15 protein-coding genes and 1 pseudogene are annotated in these 21,458 nt (G+C 75.1%); all 16 read right to left on the bottom strand.

The window, feature by feature from the left end; all coding sequences use genetic code 11:
- Positions 1 to 798, bottom strand: a 798-nt coding sequence (locus ACFWBF_RS33625) for a BTAD domain-containing putative transcriptional regulator (protein ID WP_385608438.1), incomplete at its 3' end; no start/stop codon positions are given.
- A gap of 108 nt (positions 799 to 906) precedes the next feature.
- Complete coding sequence (locus tag ACFWBF_RS33630) at positions 907 to 4,356, bottom strand: DUF4157 domain-containing protein (protein WP_385608440.1); 3,450 nt, start codon at positions 4,354 to 4,356, stop codon at positions 907 to 909.
- A 3-nt stretch (positions 4,357 to 4,359) separates the two neighbouring features.
- A complete protein-coding gene (locus tag ACFWBF_RS33635) occupies positions 4,360 to 5,835 on the bottom strand; it encodes a DUF6519 domain-containing protein (RefSeq protein ID WP_385608441.1) in 1,476 nt (491 codons plus the stop codon).
- Between the two features lie 40 nt (positions 5,836 to 5,875).
- Positions 5,876 to 8,011, bottom strand: coding sequence for a hypothetical protein (locus ACFWBF_RS33640; RefSeq protein ID WP_385608443.1), 2,136 nt, complete (start codon positions 8,009 to 8,011; stop codon positions 5,876 to 5,878).
- A complete protein-coding gene (locus tag ACFWBF_RS33645; RefSeq protein WP_385608445.1) occupies positions 8,008 to 11,208 on the bottom strand; it encodes a putative baseplate assembly protein in 3,201 nt (1,066 codons plus the stop codon). Before ACFWBF_RS33645 ends, ACFWBF_RS33640 begins: the two co-directional genes overlap by 4 nt.
- Positions 11,209 to 11,366: 158 nt before the next feature.
- Complete coding sequence (locus ACFWBF_RS33650) at positions 11,367 to 14,201, bottom strand: putative baseplate assembly protein (RefSeq protein ID WP_385608446.1); 2,835 nt, start codon at positions 14,199 to 14,201, stop codon at positions 11,367 to 11,369.
- Positions 14,198 to 14,560 (bottom strand): GPW/gp25 family protein, encoded by a 363-nt coding sequence (locus tag ACFWBF_RS33655; RefSeq protein WP_385608447.1) that lies wholly within the window; start codon positions 14,558 to 14,560, stop codon positions 14,198 to 14,200. The genes ACFWBF_RS33650 and ACFWBF_RS33655 overlap by 4 nt, the downstream gene beginning before the upstream one ends.
- Before the next feature lie 5 nt (positions 14,561 to 14,565).
- A complete protein-coding gene (locus ACFWBF_RS33660) occupies positions 14,566 to 14,907 on the bottom strand; it encodes a hypothetical protein (protein WP_385608448.1) in 342 nt (113 codons plus the stop codon).
- Between the two features lie 5 nt (positions 14,908 to 14,912).
- Positions 14,913 to 15,446: a phage baseplate assembly protein V gene (locus ACFWBF_RS33665; protein WP_385608450.1), complete on the bottom strand. Its 534-nt coding sequence runs from the start codon at positions 15,444 to 15,446 to the stop codon at positions 14,913 to 14,915.
- Positions 15,443 to 16,564: a hypothetical protein gene (locus ACFWBF_RS33670; protein WP_385608452.1), complete on the bottom strand. Its 1,122-nt coding sequence runs from the start codon at positions 16,562 to 16,564 to the stop codon at positions 15,443 to 15,445. Before ACFWBF_RS33670 ends, ACFWBF_RS33665 begins: the two co-directional genes overlap by 4 nt.
- The gene (locus ACFWBF_RS33675; protein WP_385235375.1) at positions 16,557 to 16,895 is read right to left on the bottom strand and encodes a LysM domain-containing protein; all 339 of its coding nucleotides are present in this window, start codon (positions 16,893 to 16,895) and stop codon (positions 16,557 to 16,559) included. The genes ACFWBF_RS33670 and ACFWBF_RS33675 overlap by 8 nt, the downstream gene beginning before the upstream one ends.
- Before the next feature lie 10 nt (positions 16,896 to 16,905).
- Positions 16,906 to 17,559, bottom strand: a complete 654-nt coding sequence (locus ACFWBF_RS33680) for a hypothetical protein (RefSeq protein ID WP_385608453.1) — start codon at positions 17,557 to 17,559, stop codon at positions 16,906 to 16,908.
- Positions 17,556 to 17,843 carry a hypothetical protein gene (locus ACFWBF_RS33685; protein WP_385608454.1) on the bottom strand — a complete coding sequence of 96 codons (288 nt, stop codon included), beginning with the start codon at positions 17,841 to 17,843 and terminating at the stop codon, positions 17,556 to 17,558. The genes ACFWBF_RS33680 and ACFWBF_RS33685 overlap by 4 nt, the downstream gene beginning before the upstream one ends.
- Complete coding sequence (locus ACFWBF_RS33690) at positions 17,840 to 19,975, bottom strand: ATP-binding protein (RefSeq protein ID WP_385608456.1); 2,136 nt, start codon at positions 19,973 to 19,975, stop codon at positions 17,840 to 17,842. Before ACFWBF_RS33690 ends, ACFWBF_RS33685 begins: the two co-directional genes overlap by 4 nt.
- Entirely contained in the window at positions 19,975 to 21,162 is a 1,188-nt protein-coding gene (locus tag ACFWBF_RS33695) for a DUF4255 domain-containing protein (RefSeq protein WP_385608458.1), read from the bottom strand. Before ACFWBF_RS33695 ends, ACFWBF_RS33690 begins: the two co-directional genes overlap by 1 nt.
- A pseudogene (locus ACFWBF_RS33700) lies at positions 21,159 to 21,458 on the bottom strand (hypothetical protein); the annotation flags it as partial. The gene ACFWBF_RS33695 and the pseudogene ACFWBF_RS33700, both read right to left, overlap by 4 nt.

Consider the following 21,458-nt stretch of genomic DNA (forward strand, 5'->3'; position numbering starts at 1 on the left):
GTCCGTCACCGTGCCCGCCGGTGCGACCGTCGAGGTGCCCCTCGCGCTGGCTCCCGACGCCCGGCTGACCGCCGCCCCCGTCGCCCCTGGCGAGCCCGGCGGAAGCATCGCCGTGAACCGGGCCGACGGCTCGAGCCCGAGCTCGGCGAAGACCAGGCGCCGAAAGGCCCCGTACTGGCGGACCGCCTCCACCGCGTTGTGCTCGGCCAGGTGCACCGCCACCACCGCCCGGTGCGCGCTCTCCCGCAGCGGCTCGATGCTCACGCAGGTGAGCGCCGCGTCCAGGGCGAGGGCATGCTGCCCGGACCGGGTCAGCCGGTCGCTGAGCGATTCCAGCGCGTGCAGCCGCAGCTGGCGCAGCCGCTCCCGCTCGAAGAGCGTCCACTCCTCGTCCCAGCCGGGCAGCAGGTCCCCGGCGAACAGCAGACCCGCGCAGGGATCACCGCCCGCGTCGCCGTCGGCGTCCACGACGCGCAGCGCCGTACGCAGGAAGGCGTGCACGTCGACCGTGACCTCCTCGCGGAGCGAGAGCATCTCGCCGCGGCTGTCGACGACGTGCTGCCCGCCCCGGCGCAGCCGCCACAGCGCGGTCCGCAGACTGCCCTGCGCGTGCACCTCCCCGGCCTCCGGCCAGAGCGTCCCGGCGAGGACCCCGCGGCTGACGCTCCGGTTGAGCGCGAGGAAGGCCAGCAGCCGCTGCCCGGGAGCCTCGACGGCGACCGCGCCGCCCGCCGCCTCCAGCCGGAACGTACCCAGCAGGCGCAGTACGGGTGCCGGCAGCGACGTGTCGTACGGCATCGATCTCCTCTCCCTGTGCTCCCTCTCCCTTCCCCGCACGCGGGTCGACGAACGCACTCGTCCGGGTGGTGTCCCGGCCCGCCGGTGGACGTTTGCGCAGGCCAGGTCTCAGCGGCCGCGGACCGTGTCGCGGATCCAGTTCTGGATCGTGACGGTCAGATCGGCGTCCTTGGTCTTCCACCGCAGGACGTCAGCGGGGTCGGGGTAGTAATTGGAGGCGTTCTCCCACGCCGACCAACTACGGGGTCCTTTGGACGAGTTCGCGGACGCGTCCATGAGGACGAGGTTGTCCTTGCGGACCGCGAGCTGATGGCGTTCCAGCGGCTTCAACTTGTCGAAGCCCTCCATCTGCGACATGCGGTCCAAAGAGACGACGTGGTCGACCTCCAGACCCCCCGAGGACGAACGCAGCTTTCCGACCTGGTCGATCGTGGCCGACCCCGAGATCTCTGCGCGCTCGGCGGAGCCGTTGAAGAACGCCCGCATGCGCTTGACCGGGCTGACCCGGGCCGTTTCGGCGAGCCGCTCGGCCGCCAGGTACTGGGCCTTCGCCCGGGAGATGGCGCCCGGTTCGGTCCAGGTCGTGCCGTTGCGCCGCACGTGGTGCACGTCGTCGAGGCCCTCGAGGTTGTCGCGCAGTTCCGCGATCCGCTCGTGGTCCGTTGCCCCGGAGGCGGTCTTCGGGCCCTTCTTCAGCTCCTCCAGGCTCTCCGCGCGGAGCGTGCGCAACGACCGGAGTTCGTCCGCGGCACTGCCGAGGGCCTCCTGTGCCCGGAGCTGCTCGTGCGTCGGGGGACGCCACGCCTTCGCCTCCGCCAGGATCGAATCGAACTCGCTTGCGCCGCCGGCCGTCCGGGCGGCGGCGGCCCGGTCGATGAACTCCAAGGCCGTGGCCTCGTCCATCTTGTGCTTGGCGCCGGCGTCGACGATCGCCTCCACCTCCTTGAAGGCCGCCTCGAGTTCGGTCTTGGCGGCTTTGGGGAGCTTGGTCACGTCGCCCAGGAGTTGCAGCAGCTGCTTCTGCCTGCGCAGCTTCGTGAGCGAGCTCACACCCATCCTGACGAGGTGGTAGAAGCCCTTCATGACCAGCCTGAGGTCGACCACCCCGGCGAAAGCCATGGGCCGGCTCGCGATCTTGCCGAGCACCTGCTCCAGGCCCTTGGTGGCCGCCGCCTGCGTCGTGAGCGCGTCCTTGAGCCCCTGTTCGAGTCCTTTCGCCTCGTCGATCTTCGCGGCGAGGGTCTTGAAGCGGGCCGCGGCCGACTCCGCGTCCGACGCGGCGGAGAACTCGCGCAGCGGACCTTTGAGCGAGGCGAGCCCTTTCGCCGATCCTTTGAGCACGACGGCCGCTGTCGTCCCGAGGTCCAGCGCGGCAGCCGCCACGGCCACCACGACCCAGGCGAGCGAGGGGTCATCTGTGATGAACGACAGCCGGTACTCGACGGACTGCTGCTGGTACTCCTTCACCGCCTCGACGGCCTGGTAGACACTGATCGCCGTGTTCCCGACCAGCGCGGCCGCGGCCACCCACCCGCCGACGGGGATGAGGAGCGCGAGGACGAGGGCGATGATCCCGAACACGACGGCCGAGAAGACGTGCGCCTGGTGCACGGACTCGACGTGGTCGTCCACGATCTGGCCGTACACGGTGTCGGAGTCGGCCCCCAGGCTGTCCTTGGTCACGGACACGAGCTTCGGCTGGCTGAAGACACGGTCAGGATCGCGGCTGAGCTCGGAGCGGGCCTGGGCGGTGTCCGCTCGCCGGGCTTTGATCACCCCCAGCAGGTACTCCAGGGCGCCCGGCTCGTCGAGCCCGGCGAGCTTCTCGCGGTCGGTGGCCCGGCCCAGCTTCTCGGGATCGATGAGGGGATCGCCGTCGGTCGCGGTCACCACCGCCTTCTCGGCCGAGCCCCGCAACGAGGCCGCCTCGGCGCTGTACTCCGACGACTCACGTGCCGCCTGGAGCATGTCGGAGGAGGAATCCGGATCGGCGGTGATGCGGGCGAGCCTCGCCTGCGACTCCTTCTCGGCGGCTGCCGCGTAGTCGGCGCGCGCGTTCGTCTTGGCGATGCCGGAGACGAGCGACCCGACGTGGCCGGGAGTCTGCAGCTTGCGCTCCTCCTCGTACAGCAGGTGGTCGTAGTGGTCGAGGACATCGAGCGCGATGTTCACGGCCTCGGTGCGGAACCGCAGCCGGTAGGTGGCCACCGCGCTCAGGAACGCCTGCTCGTCGGCGAACCCGTGGAGCGCCAAGGCCGCGTTGAACTGGTCTTCGGCCTCCGAAGCCTGGCGCCACATGTCGGGCTTGTAGCCGATGTACGGACTGGCTTGGATGTTTCGCTGATGGAGGGCGTTCTTGTGCTTCCACAGCCGGTACAGCTCCTCGCACCCGAACAGCGTGGCCGCGGCCTCTTCGGTGTGCTCCGCGTCGAACTCGCGACTTCGCTGTTGGCCTTCGAAACGGCCGATCGAGGCGTCGAGTTCGTCCCAGTCCGTCGTCGTCCCGGTGATCTTGTCCCGGTACGCCGCGCGCTGGGCCGGGGTCAGGGCGTCGAGCCTGCGGCCGAGGCGCAGTACGTTCTCGTAGTCCTCGGGCACCAGCGGCTTCTGCCCGGCGAAGAGGATGGCCTTGACGTCCGCGGGCAGGGCGTGGATCTCCCGGAGCAGTTCGTGCTCGCCCGCCACGTCGGCGCGGGCACCGAGCCAGCGTGCGCGCAGGGTGGCGTCCTCGGGGCCCGTGCCCAGCTTCGTTCCCGGCGCCAGCGCGTTCTGCTCCCAGAAGCGCTGGTCCGCCTCCGCGTTGATCTGGTCCCGTTCGGCCGGGGGGAGCCGGTCGAGCGCGGTCTGGGTGACATCGGTGACGGTCAGCCAGATCCCGTGGCGCGCCACGTCGTCGGCCGTAGCCGACAGGCCGCCCGGCTTGTTCCAGTGCCACAGGGGAACCCGCCGGGTGATCTCCGCCTGGTCCACGCTCCGGTAGTACCGGGCGACGAACGCGCGCAACAGCTCGACCGGGCCCATCTCGTGGGTCACCGGCAGCCAGAACGGGCGGCCCTTGCCCTTCGCCTTCTTCCCCGTCGCGGGCAGGGGCTTCTTGTGGAGCCTGCCCAGACCCTCGCCGCGGGCCTGCTGCGCCACGTGGGCCAGTTCGTGGGCCAGCAGCCGCTGCCCCGCGCCCGAGCCGGGCCGGACGCCGTCCCCGAGGACGATGTGCCGGCCGACCGTGTAGGCCTGCGCGCCCAGGGCCGCGGCCGAGTCGGCGGCGCCCCGCCCGGTGTGCACCCGGACCTGGGACAGGTCCCAGCCCAGCCGGGGCTCCATCGCCGCCCGCGTCGCGGAGTCCAGGGGAGCCCCGGCGGTCCCCGTCGGCGAGGCCGTCGAGTCCAGCCGCGGCATCGGGCGTACGGCCCCGTGCGCGAGGGACTCGTACCGCTCGGCGAACCGGTCGGCCGCCGCCTCGAGGCGCTCGTCGGCCGCCGGGGCCTCGGGCTCGGCCGCCCGTGACAGGGCCCGCCGCTCGGGCCGGGCGGGGACGGCGGGCACCTCGCGCGCGGCCACTGCTCACTCCTCCCCGGGGAACAGCGGGGCGAACGTCGTCACCAGCGGGACGGGGTCACCCGCCCCGGCGGGCAGATAGGCCAGCGGCGCGTAGTGGTAGACCACGCCGTGCGGCAGGGCGGGCGCCGGGCCGTCCTCCTCCTGCGGCCAGACCACGTCGCCGGGAACCGTGCGGGCCGGGACCAGCCAGTGGTCGCCCCGCCGGAAGCGGCCCGGCGTCCGCTCCCTCCGCTCCCCGTCCCTCCGCGTCGACTGGGGCTGGCGACTGCTGAAGCGGACCTCCACCCCGTCCTCCAGCGCGATCCACGTGTCGAGGACCACCGGCAGGGCGTCCGCGCCCGGCTCCGGACGGTGGTCCCAGCGCCGCAGGTACGGGTGCAGTTCCGGGTCCCCGCCCACGGTGAGCGGCGGCTGTCCGCCGGGCGCCCCGGCGCCCGGATCGGCGTCGAGGGTGACGGTGCGGCCGGGCACGTCGACCGCGACGACCTGGTGGATGCGCTGCGGCGGGGCGCCCGGCACCTCGTCCGCGGCGTGCACCGCCGTGGCGTCGTCGACGAGTTCGACCCGGTCCCCGACGTCCAGGCCGAGCCGGTGGTCCCGGCTCCACGTCTCCAGCGTCACCACCGCTCCGGCGACCGCGGCCACGGGCAGGGCCACCGAGGCGTTCTCCCGCGACCAGACGAAGGTCGCCACGGGCGCCTCGGGCTGCTGGTCCCTGGCCGCGCCGCCCCGGCGGCGGGGCCGCACGACCCGGCCCCCGTCGTCATCGGGGAACAGGCCGACCCCCGAGGTGTGGATCTGCACCCGGTAGAGCTGGTTCTCCGGGCCCCGGAACCGCGCCCGGGGCGCGATGACGCACGCGTCGACCGGCCCCTTCGGCTCGTGCCGGGCCCGCGCGGCCATCAGCCCGGCCGGTGCGTACAGTCCGTCCAGCCAGGCCCGGAACCAGGCGGACGCCTTCGCGCTCCCGGGATCCTCCTGTTCCCCGAAGCCGCGCAGGACGACCTGCCACACGACCTTGGCCCGGGCCGCCGTGTCCGGGCCCGCGCCGCCGAGCGCGATCTCGCGGATGGCCGGGTCCTGGATCACGGTGATCTCCCGCTCCCAGGCCCGCAGGTAGGCGAGCGCCGGCCCGTCCGGTACCGGGGCCGTCTCCGGGTCGACGTAGCCCTCGGGCTGGGTCAGGTAGGTGGTCCGGGCGTCGTTCTCGACGAGCACCCCGTCCACGTACAGGCGCCCGACGCCGATCGTGAGGTCGCGGTCCGGGTCCTGCGCGATCCGGGTCACGGTGAAACCCGGCGCGTCCCGCGGGGCCGCCGCCGGCCCGAGCACGTCGGCGACGACGGTGCGCAGATAGTGCAGCAGGACGGCGGTCTGCTCGTTCGCGTCCGCGTCGAGGGTGACCCGGCCCTGTTGGTGGACGATCCGCGAATAGTGCTTCGACGGGTCGAACGAGACGCGCGAGATGTCGACGGACAAGAGGTTCCTCCTCGGTGACGCGACGGGGAATGACGTGGTGTCAGGTGACGAGCAGGACGCCGCTCGACGTGCCGGCCGGCGTGTACTGCGCCAACCGCCCGCGCAGTCCGTCCTCGCGTTGGGGCTGGAACAGGTCGTGGAACGCGCCGAGTTCGGAGCCGTCCTCCGCCCCCCGCCGGATCTCCCGCGCACACGCCGCGGAGAGCTGCCCGTAGCCGGGCGTCCCGTACGTGGTGCTCGTGAACCGGGGCACGACACGGGCCGGATCCCCGGACGTGGCCGGCTCGCAGTGGAACGGCGCGGGCGTCCGCGACCCCGGCGGCAGGTAGCAGAACCGGACACAGCCGCGCTGGCGCACCGAGACGTGGACCAGCCCGTCCAGCAGGCAGTTCTCCACGAGCCCGACCTCGTGCGTGCGCACCGAGCCGATCACCGTCGTGCGCCGCGCGGACAGTTCGGCGTACGCGCACCCGCCCTCGGGACCGCCGAGCGCGGGCAGCTCCGCCGACGTGGCGTCGAGGATCGAGTCGGAGAGGAAGATCCGGTTCGGGCCGGTGCACTCCTCGTCCGCCTCCACCACGATCGCCCCGGTGATGCTGTGGCGGACCTCCAGGCAGGCCGGGGTCCGCACGAGTTCGAGGCTCGTCTCCCCGGGGTGCTCGCAGCAGCAGTCCTCGCCGAGCGACCAGCCGGGCACGAGCGTGCAGTGGCTGACGTCCACCCGCCCGACCGGGCCCTGCACGCGCACGCTCCGGCCGGTCACCAGCAGCCCGGCGAGCCGCACCGACGGCAGCGGGCCCGAGCCCCGGCCGGTGCCGATCAGCCGCAGCGCGTCCGGGCGGTTGGCGTACCAGTCGAGCAGCCGCAGGACCGGCCGGCTGCCGGGCGCCGCCCGCAGGGTGAGCCGGTCGCCGTGGTCGAGCCGGATCTCGATCTGCTCCTGGAACGCCACCGACCCGACGAGCTCGATCACCGCCTCGCGGCGGGCCGGGTGGGCGCGCTTGTCCTCGTACCAGCGTGCGACCGCGTCCATCAGCCGCTCGAACTCCTGCCCGGGCCCCACCCGGTAGAAGGCCGCCCCCGGCCTCGCGGGCGCGACGGCCACCGGATACTCCCCGCCGCCCATGGGCGCCGAGAAGGCGTGGTGGTAGCTCACCCGCACCCCCGAGTCGGGGGCCGAGCGCGCCGGGAAGGCGATCCGGCCCAGCACCGGGTCCACGGCGACCTGCCCGCGCCGGGGCGCCTGGCCCCAGCCGGACAGGTCCGCCGCGACGATCGCCGACAGCGGCACGGGCGTGTCGCCGTCGGTCCAGATGCACAGGCTCTTGCCCGGCCCGTAGTAGTGGGCCGTGCGCTCCTCGAACGCGCGCCGCCGGATGAAGGCGGGCACGTTCGTCTCGTCCGCGATGTGCGTCGGCGCCGGTTCGCGCACGGGCAGGGTCACAAGCGGGGTGTCATTGCCGAGGATGCTGAAGGTGTAGTGGCTGCGGTCGCGGTCGATGCAACAGGCGGGCGCCCGGGTGAGGGAGTACGCGCCGAGCCGCCACACGAACAGCCCGACGCCCGCGACCCCTTCGTGCCCGGGGCTGTACGCCGACTCGACGCGGCGTACGTCGACGGTGTGGGACAGGCGGTCGAACGGCCCCTCGACCAGGTCGAGTTCCTCCCCGCGCCGCAGATCCGCCAGACCTCCGACGTGCAGCCGGTCCTCGATGTCCCGCGGGTACGCCGCGTACCGCCGTACGGGCTGGTCGAATCCGAGCGTCGTACGGAACTCCACCGCCCGCGCGGGCCAATCGGCGACATCGCGCGCCAGCTCCTCCAGCACGGCCAGCGTGCCCTTGCGGCGCCGGCTCGCGATGGTGCGGGCGACGTCGCGCCGGGGTGCGACCACGGCCGCCAGCCGCGTCGCCTCCTCGCCGCCGCGCGCCAGCGCCTCCTCGTACCCCGGCAGCGCCTCGTACCCGACCAGGGCCCCGATGTAGGGCAGCAGCCAGTCCTGGCAGGTCTCCACGAACCAGTCGGCGTACTGCCGGCGCACCGACTCCCGTACGAGGGCGCGCTGTTCCTCCACGACCGCCAGCAGCGCCCGCAGCGCAAAGCCCTCCTCGGCGTCCCGACGGCGGTGGAGCGCCGGCAGCAGTTCGTACAGGGTCCGCTCCGCACCGGTGGTCACGGCAGCCTCCGCAGGATCAGGGTCTCGGGCAGGTCGGGGGTCATGACGGCGAGCTGGGCCGGGCGGACGTCCGTGGCGACGACGAGGCGCCGGCCCGGCTTCAACACCGGGGAGCGCAGGCCCGGGTTGAGGGCGACCAGCTCCTCGACCCGTACGCCGTACCGCACGGCGACCGAGGTCAGCGTGTCGGCGATGCCCGTCGGGTCCCGGCCCACGTCGTGCACGAGCGGCTCGGCCCGCGCCGGCAGGGCCTCCACCGTCCGCGCCGCGCCCCGCAGGGTTGAGCCGAGGTCGACGAGCGCCAGCGGATCGGCGGCCGCGGGGATCCCGGCGAACACGTCGACGTCGACGTGGTCCACCCCCGGCACCGCCTGCATCGCGGCCAGCACCCGGCTGAGGTGGGCCGGCTCGGCGAGGTCGCGCGCGGCGAAGCCGAGTACGCCGAGCACGGCGGCCCGTACCGCCGGCTCGACGGTCGCGAAGGAGTGGTCCGCCAGCACCTTGAGGCCCGCCGACAGGACCAGCAGCACGAGCTCGCGGACGTCGACCCGGACCGGGACGTGCGGATCCCCGAAGTCGCTCAGCGCGGCGGGCAGGGAGCCGAGCAGCGGATCCGAGGCGGAGACCGGCGCGTCGCCGGCCCCGGCGACCGTGACGTGGACGATCTCGCGCCGGCCGTCGAAGAGCCGGACGGCCGCGGCCCGGCCGATCCCGGCCCGGGCGCGCGCGAAGTCGGCGTAGTCCCGTACGGACAGCAGCCGGTCCAGGGCGCGGGTGCGCAGCGGGATCCCGGCGCGGGTGTCGCGCGGGCCGTCGGCGGCCGCGGCGCCCGTGGCGGGGAGCGGATTGGTCACCGCGTTCACCCCGAGCGGGCGGCTGACGGCCTGGGTGATCCGGCCGGGCGGCAGATTGCCCTCCGGGCCCGCGCCGACCCGGTACACGGCGGTCACGTTCTCCACCCCGGTCGGGAGCCGGGAACCGTGCACGCCGTCGCCGAAGGAGACCGTCGCCGTGCCCGCCGCGTCCTGGGCGAGTACGTACGCCTGGTCGGCCGGGCCGAGCGGCGCGAGGTCCTCGGCCCGGTGCCGGCGGACGGCGTCCACCCGTACGGCCAGGGCGGGTTCGGCGCCGCCCGGGGTGTCGGCGGGCAGGAACGTCAGCGGCGCGGCCGTCGTGACCTGGCGCAGCGCGAAGGACTGCCCGGGCCGGGCGGCGTCCCCGCTGCCGAGGACCTCCGAGCGGGTCTCGCCCTGCGTGGCGGGCACGACGTTGCCGTGGACGGTCACCGTGTCGCGGCGGTAGGTGTAGGTGAGCGGCGCCGCGAGGACGAGCGTCGTGTGCACGGTGTCCCCGCCCGTGCCGGCGCCGACGCCCTGGCGGACCGCGGCGAGCATGGCCGGCTCACTGCCGAGGACGCCCGTCGTGCCCGGTACGTCGGTCCGTTCGCCGGAGACGACCAACCGGCGGCCGGGCAGCAGCCCGGGGCAGACCTGCGCGAGCTCGATCAGGCCGCCCGCGACGTCGTCGGTGATCGGGTCCTCGGCGAGGGCCAGGTCCTCGCCCGCCGCCCACACGGTGATGTCCCCGTACGGGACGGGCTGCTCGCCCGTGGGATCGGCGTGCCAGGGACCGTCCACGGTGAGGCGGGTGACGGGCACGAAGACGGCCGGAGCGCCGGCCGGGGTGGGGAACGGCAACCGCAGCTGGGTGACCTCGACGACCCCCACCACATGGGCGGGGCGCGGCGAGCGCGCCTGCTCGGCGAGCACCCGGGTGCCGGGCAGCACACCGTCGTGGTGGCCCTCCAGATACAGGTACTCGGTGCCCTGGGGCGGTGTCCCGTGGTGCGGATCGACCGCCGGGTCCAGGGGCCGCGCCTTGACGCGCAGCACCTGGACGCCCGCGTTCTGCCGGGGCGGGGCGATCCGCTGCGTGGCCCAGGCCTGGTGGACGCCGCCGGCCAGCCGGGGGTCGGCCGCGGCGAGCAGTCCGGGCACGGAGTCGCTGGAGGCGTCCCACAGCTCGCACAGGCCGGTGCGCAGATCGCGGCCCGCCGCCGGGAGCCCGGGCGGGGTGCGGCGCAGCGCGGGGAGCACCGAGGCGGTGGCCACGAGCGCGGTGGCCCGGTCGCAGTCGGGGGAGCCACAGCCGTCGCGGCCCGCGACCCGCTCCCGCTCCGGGTCCCGCCGCCGGTCCGGGTCCCGCTCCGGGTCCTCGGCCTCGGTCCGGTCGCGGCCGAGGTCGGGGCAGACCAGGCTGTGTGCGAGCTCGCGCAGGTACTCGACCTCGGGCAGGCTGCGGCGCCGTTCGGCGGCCACGGCGACGAGCGCCGCGCGCAACGCCCGTACCGCGGCGGTGACTTCATCGGCCAGCCACCCGGCCAGGGCCGTGTTCGACCGAGCCGCCGTGAAGGCGACGCCCTCGCCCAGCAGCCGGGAGGCGTCGGCGAGCCGCCCGTACGTGTGGCTCGCGGGACCCCCGTCCGGGGCGAGCAGGTCGAGCGCCCCCGCGATCGCCGTCCGCAGCACGGCCGCGGCCGGTACCGGGGGGCCGCTGTCGAAGGCGGTCAGGAGCGCGTCCCGGGCCGCCTCGACGGGGTCGGCGGGGGAGAGCGGGACGAGGTCGACGACGGTGAGCGCGGCCTGATAGTCGGCGGTGGCGGCCGTCGCGACCCGGACGGCCGGCGCATGGGTCGTACCGAACAGCAGCAGCAGCCGGTCGCCCGGCTTGATGCCCAGCGCGGGCCCGGCGAAGGTGAGACGCTCCAGCCGCTGTGCCGTCCTCGCCTCCAGCCGGGGCGGCGCGGTCATCCGTACGGCGAGGGTGTTCCACCGGGCGTCGGCCGCCAGGTCCTCGGACGTCTCGAAGGTCTGCGGGAGCTGACCCTGCGCCGGCACGCTCTTGGCCTGCGACCCGGCCGGTACGACGGCCCGCGCGCCCGGGTCGAGCGTGTACGCCAGGTACCCGCCGGCGCCCAGGGCCGGGCGCGGCCGGTGGCCGACCAGCCGGCCGAGCCGGACCAGCGACTCCGGCTCGACGGCCGTGGCCAGGTAGCCCTCCTGCGCGTGGCGCTCCCCGTAGAAGGTCAGGATGTCCGCGACCACGGCCCAGCAGTCGAGCAGCGCGACGGCCGGATCATCGGCGGTGCGGGCGGTCAGCCGCTCCAACTCCGGCCGTGACGCCAGACGTTCGAGCATCGAGGCCATGAACTGCCCGTGCGTGCCCACGCGGTAGGCCAGCGCGGACAGGCCCGGCGGGTTGTACGTGGACGCCGGCGTCGCCGGACCTCCCGCGCCGCCGCACCCACACCCGCACCCACCGCCCCCGCAGCCGCCCCCGCACGCACCGTGCCCGGTCATCGCCCGCCCCCGATCCGCAGTTCCAGTACGCCGTTCTCCGGCCGGGCCGGGTCGGCGTCGAGCCGGGCGATCTCGTCCGGCCGCAGCAGCAGCACCCCGTCGCGCAGCGCATCCGGCGACGGCTCGAAGAGCCGCTCCAGCGCGGTGACCCCGACCGACAGCACGCCGGGCACGGCCGCGACCGCCGCGACGATCCGGCTCACCCGTACCGGCGTGGCGAAGGTCAGCGCGTCGGGATGGAAGAAGGCCGGCGAACCATCGGCCAGCACCCCGTGGCCCAGCACCCGCGCCACGGCCGCGCGCACGTGCCCGGCCACCGCCGACGGCTCGGCCTCCACGCACAGCGCGAGCCGCAGCGGCACCTGCCGGGCCGGCCCCACGCGCACCTCGTGTCCGATCCGCCGCACCCGGTAGAGCCGTTCCCGCACCTCGTCGAGCAGCCCGTCCGGGGCGGTGTCGACGCCCAGCGCGTCCACCGCCACCTGGGCCTCGTACCAGGAGCCGGTCCACCGCAGCCGGGCGCCCGCCTGCTGGACGCCGGGCACCTCGCCGGCCAGCGCCGCGTAGTCCGCCTCGGTGACGGCCCGCAGCAGCCGGCGGGCCGCGTCCCCCGGGGCGCGCCGGCGCACCTGCGCGAGCGGCTCGGGGTCGACGCCGCCGGTGGCGGGCAGCGGATTGCGCACCCGGACCGTGACCCCCGACACCCCGCACAGCTCGACGGTGTCGAGCGCCTCCGCCCCGACGTTGCCCGCCGCCCCGTTCCCGAGCCGGTAGCGGATCCGCAGCGCGGACCCCGGCGCGGGCACGGCGCCGTCCCGGCCGTCGCCGAAGCGCAGCCCGAGCACGCCGTCGTCGTCGAGCTCGCCCACGAAGGCACGGTCGGCCGGCCCGCAGTCGAGCAGGTCGCGCCGGGGCAGCCAGGCCCCGGAGTCCTCGCCGACCGCGGTGACCTCCACGGCAGGCAGCGCCTCCCGGGGATCGGGCGCCAGCGCCCGCGCGGCCGGTCCGCGGAAGACGGCGCGCCCCGGATCGAGCGCAACGCCCTCGGCCTCACCCCAGGTCTGCCCGATCTCCCAGCCCTCGTCACCGGCCCGCAGGACGTACCCGGCCCGGGCCCGGCAGGCGAGTTCGCCCAGCCGGGCGAGTTTGCGGGCCAGCAGCTCGTCGAAGCGGGCCGCCAGGGTGCGCAGCGCGGCCGCCGGGTCGGTCCCCATCGGCAGCCGGCGCAGCGCCGCCGCGCCGAAGACGGTCGTCAGCCAGGCGAGCGCCGCCTCGTCGGGGCGCCGGCCCTCCTCGGCGGCGTGCAGCAGGGCCGCCAGCCGCTCCCGGGCCCGGCCGGCGACCCCGTCGAGCCGCCCCGCCTGCGCCCGCGCCACGTCCGCGGGCAGCGGGAAGGGCACCGTCCAGCTGACCGGGGCCGTCCCGCCGTCGCCCGGCACCCGCAAAGAGAACCGCTCCGGCAGCGGCGGGTACGCGGGCAGCAGCGCCGGGCCACCGGTCTCGGCGCACCCGAAGTCCGGCGGGCACGGGCATCCGGGGACGCCCTCCGGCCGCCCGGGCCAGGTCGCCCGCTCCGGCTCCGCGCCGCACCACGTACGGCTCGCCCCGTGCTCGACGAGTACGGCGTTGCCCCGGGCCACGGCGACTTCCAGCGGGGCGCACCGCGGCCCCCCGACGGCGCTGACCCGCAGCGGGAACCCGAGGGCATCCTCCGGGGCCCACTCCACCTCCAGCAGGCGCTGCCCGTACAGGCCGTCGACGGAGCGCCGGACCCCGACGAGCCGCACCGCCTGCCGGTGCCCGCGGTCGGCGTCGGCCGGCAGCCCGGTCGCCGCCCCGAGGACCTCCTCGAAGACGAGGACGTCCCCCGGTTCGAGGCGGAGCCGGTGGTCGCCCTCGCCGTCCCGCAGCGCCGCGGCGGTGGCCCCGGCCGGCAGGCAGAACTCCGGCTCCCCCCAGGCCCACAGCGCGATGCGGCCGTGCGCCGGACGCACCGTGACCGGCTCGGCGCGCACCGGCTCGAAGACCTGCCCGCCGGACCGGAAGCGGAAGGTACCGGCGGGCAGGGTGACCTTCGAGTCCGCGGACAGGCAGACGAAGGCCCGCGCGGCGCAGCCGTCGTGCATCGGATAGTCGACGAGCCGCACGTGGCGGCGCACCGAGGTCCGCAGCCGGGCGGTGTCCAGGTAGGCCTCGGCGGCGACGGCGTCCTGCTCGCAGCTCAACTGGTCGCCGGCGTACGCGAGGAGCTCGACCAGGGTGATCATCAGGTCGGCGGCGTGCCGCTCGCCCCACTCGGGCATGGTCAGGCCGAGCCGTTCCAGCAGGACCCGGCGCAGGCTGGCGTAGTCCTTGGCGAGGTAGTCCAGGACCGGCTCGGGGAACACCTCGGGCCCGCACGGCTCGGGCCGGCAGTCCACCAGCGCGGGGCAGTCCTGGCCGAAGGTGAACTCGACGGACGCGAAGAAGGGGTCGAAACCCGCCAGGGGCTCCGTGCCCGGCCGCCCGAACGGGTCGGTCCGTACCAGCCTCAGACGGTACGTGGAGATGTCGCCCGGACGGTCCACCTCCAGCAGCACCCGGCCGGGCGGCTCGGAGTCCGGATCGGCTTCGTGATCGGGGCCGGAGTCGACCGAGACCACCCGCAGGTCCCGGGCGACGACCCCGCCGTCGATCCGGAAGTTGGCCGGGGCCAGCCCTTCGGGCACCGGACCGAAGAGCGTGACGGTGAGCCGGGTCCGGCCCTCCTCCACCGTGACGGCCTCGATCCCGCCCAGGCCGGCGGCGCGGGCGTCCCGTGCCCGTACGGCCAGGGTGCGCTCGCCGCTCACCTGATCACCCCGCTGTCGAAGGTCTCGGTCCGGACGCCGCCGGTGGCCAGGAGTACGTAACCGATCTCGATCCGCAGCGTGGACTCCTCGGCCGTGACGGCGAGCGACCTGACGGCGATGACATCGCCGAGCCAGCGGTGCAGTGCCCCCTGGACGGTCACCTGCAAGGCGGCCGCGAGGTCCGGGCTGTTCAGCTCGAAGACCAGGTCGAGCAGACCGCAGCCGAAGTCGGGCCGGTTGACCCGCTCGCCGGGGCTGGTGAAGAGGACCTGCTCGATCATGTCGCGCACGTGGTCCTCGTGGCCGGTGAGCCGCGTGCGCCCGGTGCGGGCGATCCCGAACGGGAAGTCGACGTCCACGGCGCTCACCCCGCCGTCACACGGAGCTGGCCGGCCAGGACCATCGGAGTCGTCGGGGGCGGCCCGGCGCACACGCCGGAGCCGGGCACCGGACCGGCCGGCGGGACCTCCTGGACGAGTACCGGCTGCCCGCCGGCCAGCACCCGCGCCGCGAGTCCCGTCCAGAGCACCTTCGTACACGGCGGTGAACCGCTCACGCCCGGACAGCCGGTGACGACCAGCTGGTCCAGGGCGGTGGCCAGCGGCGCACCGTCGGCCAGCACCCGGGTCTGGGCGGGAGTGTCCTGCACCTTGGCGAGGTGCCCGCAGGTGACCGCGGTCGCGGTCGTGACGACTACACCCGGCATCGCGCTCACCCCGGCAGCACGGTGAGCGCGCCGTTGCCGAGGTCGATCCCGGTCTGCGTCACCTTGATCGTCGGTCCGGCGGCGGAGGCGCCGATCTCGACCCCGCCCTCGTAGAGCCGGATGTACGGGCCCGCCGGGCCCTTCAGTTGCAGCAGGATGCCGCCGGCGGGGCCGCCGAGGTCGGAGATCAGCAGACAGCTCTGGGCGGGCGTCCCGATGACCACCTGCGGTACGCCGTCCGGCGCGGCCTGCGCCGCGGGCGGCACCTCGCCGGCCCCGCCGCGCCAGAAGCCGGTCCACACGGCCCGTTCGGGGTCGCCGTCCACGAACTGCACCCACACACCGGAGTCGACCAGCGGGACGATGTACATTCCGCTCGCCAGCCCGGCCAGCGGGGTTGCCGGGCTCGCCCAGATGCACGGGTCGTTGCCGAGCACGTCCGCGACCCTCACCAGGAGCCGTCCGGAACGCAGTTGGTCCAGGTTGGAGACCACGACCCCCTGGTACAGGCCGTGGTACTTCTTCGCATCCTTCGTCACGGGATCACCACCGGGGTCAGAGAGCCGAGGCCGTCGCGGGTGAGGGTGAAGCTCTGCTTGTACTCGCCACGTCTGATGTCGTGCGTGACGCTCGAGACGTAGTACAGCCCGTCGTACGCGAGGCCCGCGCCGCGGACGCCCACCAGCCGGCGGGCGCGCAGCACGTGCCCGTAGCGCAGCACGTCGAGCTTCCCGGTCCCGCGGATCGCGTCGGCCGAAGCCGAGGTGCGGCTCAGCCCCAGCAGCAGCGCCTCGGCCACCGACCGGTCGCTCAGGTCCGGCACCGGCTCCTGCTTGAGCGTCACCGCCGGGCGCGCCGCGAGCGGGGGGTGCAGCAGGCTGACGTCGGGGACCGGAAGGGTGATCTGCACTTTGCTCGTGGGCTCTGTGAGGGCGACGGTGTACTGGGTGCGCGAGAGCCCGTCGTACGTGAACGACAGGGTCTCGGCGGTGGCCGCGGCCCCCGCCCCGAGCGTCAGCGCCGGCTGGACGAGCCCGGCGCGGACCTCGGGGCCCCAATAGGCGAGGCTGGTTCCCGGGACCGGGCCGGGCTCCAGGAAGAACACGTAGCCGACCTCGGAGGCCATGGCCTTGAGGTACTCCAGGTCGGTGCCCGCCTGGATCGGGATGTGCACCAGCGGGTTCGGCACGTCGGTGAGCACGGGCGGCACCGCGACCGGGGTGATCCCGTACATGGCGTACTTGGCGCAGATCGCCACGACCCGTGCCTGGTGCGGCAGCCCGGGGAAGCACTCCCGCTCGTGGCGCATGTCCATCAGGACGGACAGGTCCTCGCCGGTGATCGTCAGCACCGAGCCGCCGGGCTCCGCGCTCGGCGACAGCTCCTGCTGGGTGATGACCCCGTCCGCGAGGACGGTCGGGGTGCCGGTGACGACGGCGACCAGGACCACCCGGATGCCGGGGTCGAAGAAGCCCAGGGGTAGCAGCGACTGCTGGATCACCGAGCGGGCGCTCACGGCGAAGGTCAGCTGGAAGCCGCTCGCATGCCCCGAGGAGGTGGTGACCCGGACCGACTGGAGGGCGTCGGTCAGCGGGGCGGGCACCGGGACGGCGAGCATCGGCCCCATCAGGAGCATCAGCTGGAGACCGCTAGCCACCGAGACCCCCGCCCGCGTCGAGCACGCTCGCGCCCTGAGGCATCCCGGCGGGCAGGGTGATCCGCAGCCGCCGGCCCGGGACGGCCGTCAGCGACTCGGGGGCCAGGACCCGGTGCGCGTCGGCGATCCGCCACGCCTGCTCGGGGTCGCCCAGTTCCCGGGCGGCGATGTGGTCCAGGCGCTCGCCCGCCGCGACGGCGTGCGTGGTGAGCGTGGTCAGGGTGTCCGGGTCCGGCGGGAACCGGCGCCGGACGTAGGTGACGGTCCGGCCGCCCGGGAGCGTGTGCTCGGCGGTCGGGACGTTCTGGTAGCGGCTCGTGGCAGAGAACACGCCGGCTCCTTCACAGACTCGTCAGGCCGAGATCGGACGGGGTGCGGGTGACCTGGCCGGCGAACCGCTCGCGGGCCTGGTGGTGTTGCAGGTAGAGCAGCCCGCCCTTGTGGCGGAATCCGAGGTCGTCGACCGTCAGCACCCGGGCGCCGATGGAGACCTTGGCCCGGATCGGGTTCAGCGCCGTGTCGAAGGCCTCCTCGGCCACCGTGAACTCCGTGATCCGCACCGGCAGGACCCGGCTGCGCCCGAGCACGAGCACCGTCAACGGGGCCTCGACCGGGGCCACCTCGATCATGCCGAAGCCGGCCATCCGGTCCTCGGCGAGGAGCTGGGCGACGCTCGGGTAGAAGCCGCTCTCCAGGGCCGCCAGTACGGGGAACAGCCCGCTCTGCGCCTCCACCGGGTGCGCGTCGGGATCGTCGAGCTGCTCGGTGGCGTCGAACTCCGCCTCGAACTTGTACGTCTCGTGCGGCGGGCCCTTGAGCCGCTGGGCCTCCAGCCGGTCCCCGGGCTCCGGGCCGATGCCCTGCGGCTGGACCGTGCGGGTCAGGGAATCGGGGTTGAACTGGAACGGGACCGTCCGCAGCGGGCGGCCCGTGTCCGGGTCGAGGAGCACGAAGCCGCCGCGCACCACCCGGGGCGCTCCGGGGAATCCGGTCATGCCCGCCCCCGCCCCGCGCCCGGCGCGAGTACGGCGTGCAGCGACCGGGCGACCGCCCTGCCGAGCGCCTCCGCCCCGCCGGGGCCCTCGGGCCGCGACAGGGGGACGACGACCGAGCGGGCCGCGCGCGGGACCCACGGCCCCGCCGATCGGGCGGCCGCGAACAGCGTGGCGAGTTCGCCGCGGAGCGCGGCCCGGAAGGCCTCGTCCTGGTGCGCCGGGAGCCGCTCCCCGAAGTCCGTACCGTCCACCACCAGCCGTTCGATGTGCACTTCCACCCTCATGACGGCACCTCACTGTGCGGATCGGCGGGCCGCGACCAGGCGAAGTCCCGCTCCCGCACCGGCTGCTGGAGCTTGCGGAACTCCTCCCGGGCCGCCTGGAGCACGAGCGGCATGGTGATCCCGCCCCCGTCCGCCGCGGCGAGGAAGGCGGAGTTGACCGCGATGTTGCGGGCCATGGCCCCGCTCACGTCGAGCCGCGCGAGCCGGTCGTAGTCCAGCTCGTGGCGGCCCGGCGCGTGCTCCGGGAACGCCTTGCGCCAGATCTCCCGACGCTGCGCGACGTCCGGGAACGGGAACTCGACGACGAACCGCAGCCGACGGACGAGGGCGGCATCCAGCGCCGAGCGCATGTTGGTCGCCATGATCGCCAACCCGCGGTAAGACTCCATGCGTTGGAGCAGGTAGTCGATCTGCACGTTCGCGTACCGGTCGTGGGCGTCCTTGACCTCGCTGCGCTTGCCGAGCAGCGCCTCGGCCTCGTCCATGAACAGCACGGCGCCGCCCGCCTCGGCCGCGTCGAAGAGCCGGCGCAGGTTCTTCTCCGTCTCGCCGATGTACTTGCTCATCACGGCGGACAGGTCCGTGCGGTACAGGTCCAGGCCCAGCTCCCGGGCCAGCACCTCGGCGGCCATCGTCTTGCCCGTCCCGCTCGGCCCGGCGAACAGCGCGGTCACCCCGAGCCCGCGGGTCAGCCGCTCGCCGAAGCCCCACGTGTCGTAGACCGTCTCCTGCCGGACCACCTGGTCGGCGATCTGCCGCATCAGGACTTCGGCGTGCCCGGGCAGCACGATGTCGTCCCAGCCGACCTCGGGGCGCAGCCGCTGGGCCAGGCCGTCGAGCCGCGGCCGGGTGCGCGCCAGGCAGCCCTCCCACACCCGGTCCGGCCCGCTCGCCTCGGCCACCTCCACGATCGCGGGCACGTCCAGCGCGAACTGCCGCGCGAGCAGGTCGACACGGACGGAGCCCGCCGCCGGACCGAGCGCCTCGCGCCAGGCCGCGGCCCGCTCGCGGGGGGTGGGCGGCGCGACGTCGACGACCACGGCGCTGCGCCCGAGGTCGGCGCCCGCGTCGCGGGAGCCGACGAACACCGGCGCGCCCATCCGCGCGAGGAACCGCCCGAGGGCGCAGGGGTCGTACCCGCCGTGCGCATCGTCGTCCGCGTCGACGTACAGGGCTACGGGCATCAGCCCGGCCTCCCGCTCCCACAGCCGGGCCAGCCGGTCGGCGTCCGCCGCCCGCTCGGGCAGCAGCGCGACCGGCAGCCGGTAGGCGGTCAGCCCGAACGAGGCCGCCGCGCGGGCCGCGACGAGCCGTTTGCTGCCCGGTTGCGCCCCGACGAGGTGGACGACGGGCGCCGGGGAGCGTTCCCAGGCCGCCGCGCACCGGGCGACGGCAGCCTGCTGGGAGGCGGGCAGCGCCGCGTGCACGGCGGGCCGCAGCCGGGTGACGAGGACGGAGAGCCGCTCGTCGAGGTGGTCGAGTCCCTTGACGTAGTCGACGATCCGCTCGTCGGCGCGGACCGGACTGGTCACGAGCGCGGAGCCGGCGGCATGGCTGATCTCGACGAGCCGCCAGAACCGCAGCGGACCGTGCGAAGAGATCGCCTCCCACGAGGGAACGGGCAGCACGGCGAGGGCCAGCCCGAAGGTGGGGAAGGCCATCGCCTCGCTGCCGTGCGCGGCCGCGAACAGCGCCCCCATGGCCGGCGCCAGCTCCTCGGCCAGGCACATGAGCAGGACATCGCGCTCGAACCGGCTCAGGCCGAGCTGCCGGGCGAGCGCCACCAGCGGCGGCGGCGGCACGGCCGCCTCGGCTTCCGCGATCCGGGCCGCGGCGGCCGCGAGCTCGTCGGCGGTGGGCGTGTGCGCCCCGGACCGGGTGCGGTCGGCCGGGCGCGCGGCCACCGCGGCCGGCGCCACGTGGTGCCGGCGCCCCCACGGCAGCGGCGGGCGCCCCTCGGCCTCCGATCGGGCGGGAGCGGGCACGGGGTCGGATGCGGGTTCGGGCGTGGGCCCGGGCAGGGCCGGGCGCTCCGGCCCGGACAGCCCCTCGGCGTGTCGGCGCAGCACGAGGCGCAGCCAGTCCAGGGAGGCGCTGAGGAACCGCGCGTTGTCGCCGTCGGTAGCGTGCATCAGATCACCGTCAGGCGCTGGGTCGGGTCGTACACGGGCGGGTTCGCCGTGCGGTCGAGGACGAGGAGGCTGTCGACTCCGTCCACCCGCAGCCGCATGAGGTGTTCGCCGGGACGGGCCCCCTCGACCGTGAACCGCGCGGTGTCCCCGGTGGCCTCGCGGGCGGCGTGCGCGTCCCCGCCGAGCAGCAGGGAGACCCGCTGCCCGGCGGCGAAGGGCGGCTCGGCGCGTACGACGACCTCGGCGTCCCCCTGGGCGTCGCGCACGACGGTGGCGGGCATCAGGCTCGTGATCCGCGGGGCGAGCGCGAGGTACCAGGGCCCGACCGGCAGTTCGGCGGGCGGGGCTCCGGCCAGCAGGGTCACCGCGCAGACGCCCGCGGGCAGCCCCGCCGGCAGGGTGAGGGCCGGCGCCTGCGAGGGGCCCACGGGTACGTCCACGGACCCGGCGGAGGTCAGGTGGGTGAGCCGGACGGCGCTCAGCCCGGACAGGTTCGCGCCGTACAGCTCCACGGAGTCCCCGACCCGGGCGGCGCTCTGGTCGCCGGGGTAGCGCACGCCGTCGATCCTCGGCGTCGTCGAACGGACGTCGGCGGCGGCCCGCGGGCCGCGGCCGTCCGTACCGCGGGTGAGCACCGGCGCGGGAGTGCGCGCCGGGCGCTTGGAGTCGATGAGGACGGCCCGCACCTCGAAGGCCGTGGTCAGCCGGTAGGGCGTCTGGAAGACGCTCCACAGGGAGTAGATGTCCTTCTCCTCGAAGGCGTGCCAGGTGATCCGGACGCTGTCCACCTGCCGGGCGATGTCGCTGTAGGGGGCGGTCTGGGCCAGGTCGCCCCGGGTCAGCACGGGCCGGGTGTGCAGCGCCTGGAGCGCCCCGCCGAGCAGCCGGTGCGCCACCAGGTCGTTGTGGTCCGGTACGTACGGCGTGAGGAGGTAGCGCAGTACGAGGGGCAGTGCCGGCTCCGCGCTCTCGCCGGGCAGCAGCTGCTGCGGCGGCTCGTTGCGCAGCTCGGCGGCCATCCCGGTCTGGTAGAGGAACAGGTTGACCAGTGCCTCCTGCGCGGTCGGGTTGACCTTGTCCGGCGGGCGGACCACCGCGGTCGCCCCGGCCAGGACGGTCCTGATGCCGTCCTGGACCAGTGCCCGCAGCGTCTCGGTGACCGCCTCGATGGCCCGTGCGTCGCTCATCGGGCACCCCCCGAGCGCCGGCGCAGATAGTCCTCGAGCGGTACGGCGGGCCGGCGCGGCGGCCTGCGGTTGGCGGCGGCCTCGGCGGCCGTAGCGGTGCGCGGCGGGCCGGAGCGGATCTCCAGGCGGCCGATGGTGATGTGAACGGTCGTCTCCTCGGGCGCCGGCGCGGCGGCGGCCCGGCGCGTCCGCTCCGGCCGGGCGGCCCGCGCCTCCACGGGCTGCTGCGGGCCCCGCCCGGCGGACGGGAACACGGGGCGGACCGGCTGCTCCGGTGCGGGGGAGGGGCCACCGGT

Origin of the sequence: Streptomyces sp. NPDC060028, from assembly GCF_042736725.1 — a bacterium.
Classification (GTDB): Bacteria; Actinomycetota; Actinomycetes; order Streptomycetales; family Streptomycetaceae; genus Streptomyces.

Coding starts and splice junctions, on each gene's coding strand:
- ACFWBF_RS33690 (WP_385608456.1), bottom strand. CDS start 19,975: ATGCACGCTACCGACGGCGACAACGCGCGGTTCCTCAGCGCCTCCCTG.
- ACFWBF_RS33660 (WP_385608448.1), bottom strand. CDS start 14,907: ATGCCGGGTGTAGTCGTCACGACCGCGACCGCGGTCACCTGCGGGCAC.
- ACFWBF_RS33680 (WP_385608453.1), bottom strand. CDS start 17,559: ATGACCGGATTCCCCGGAGCGCCCCGGGTGGTGCGCGGCGGCTTCGTG.
- ACFWBF_RS33685 (WP_385608454.1), bottom strand. CDS start 17,843: ATGAGGGTGGAAGTGCACATCGAACGGCTGGTGGTGGACGGTACGGAC.
- ACFWBF_RS33645 (WP_385608445.1), bottom strand. CDS start 11,208: ATGCTCGAACGTCTGGCGTCACGGCCGGAGTTGGAGCGGCTGACCGCC.
- ACFWBF_RS33695 (WP_385608458.1), bottom strand. CDS start 21,162: ATGAGCGACGCACGGGCCATCGAGGCGGTCACCGAGACGCTGCGGGCA.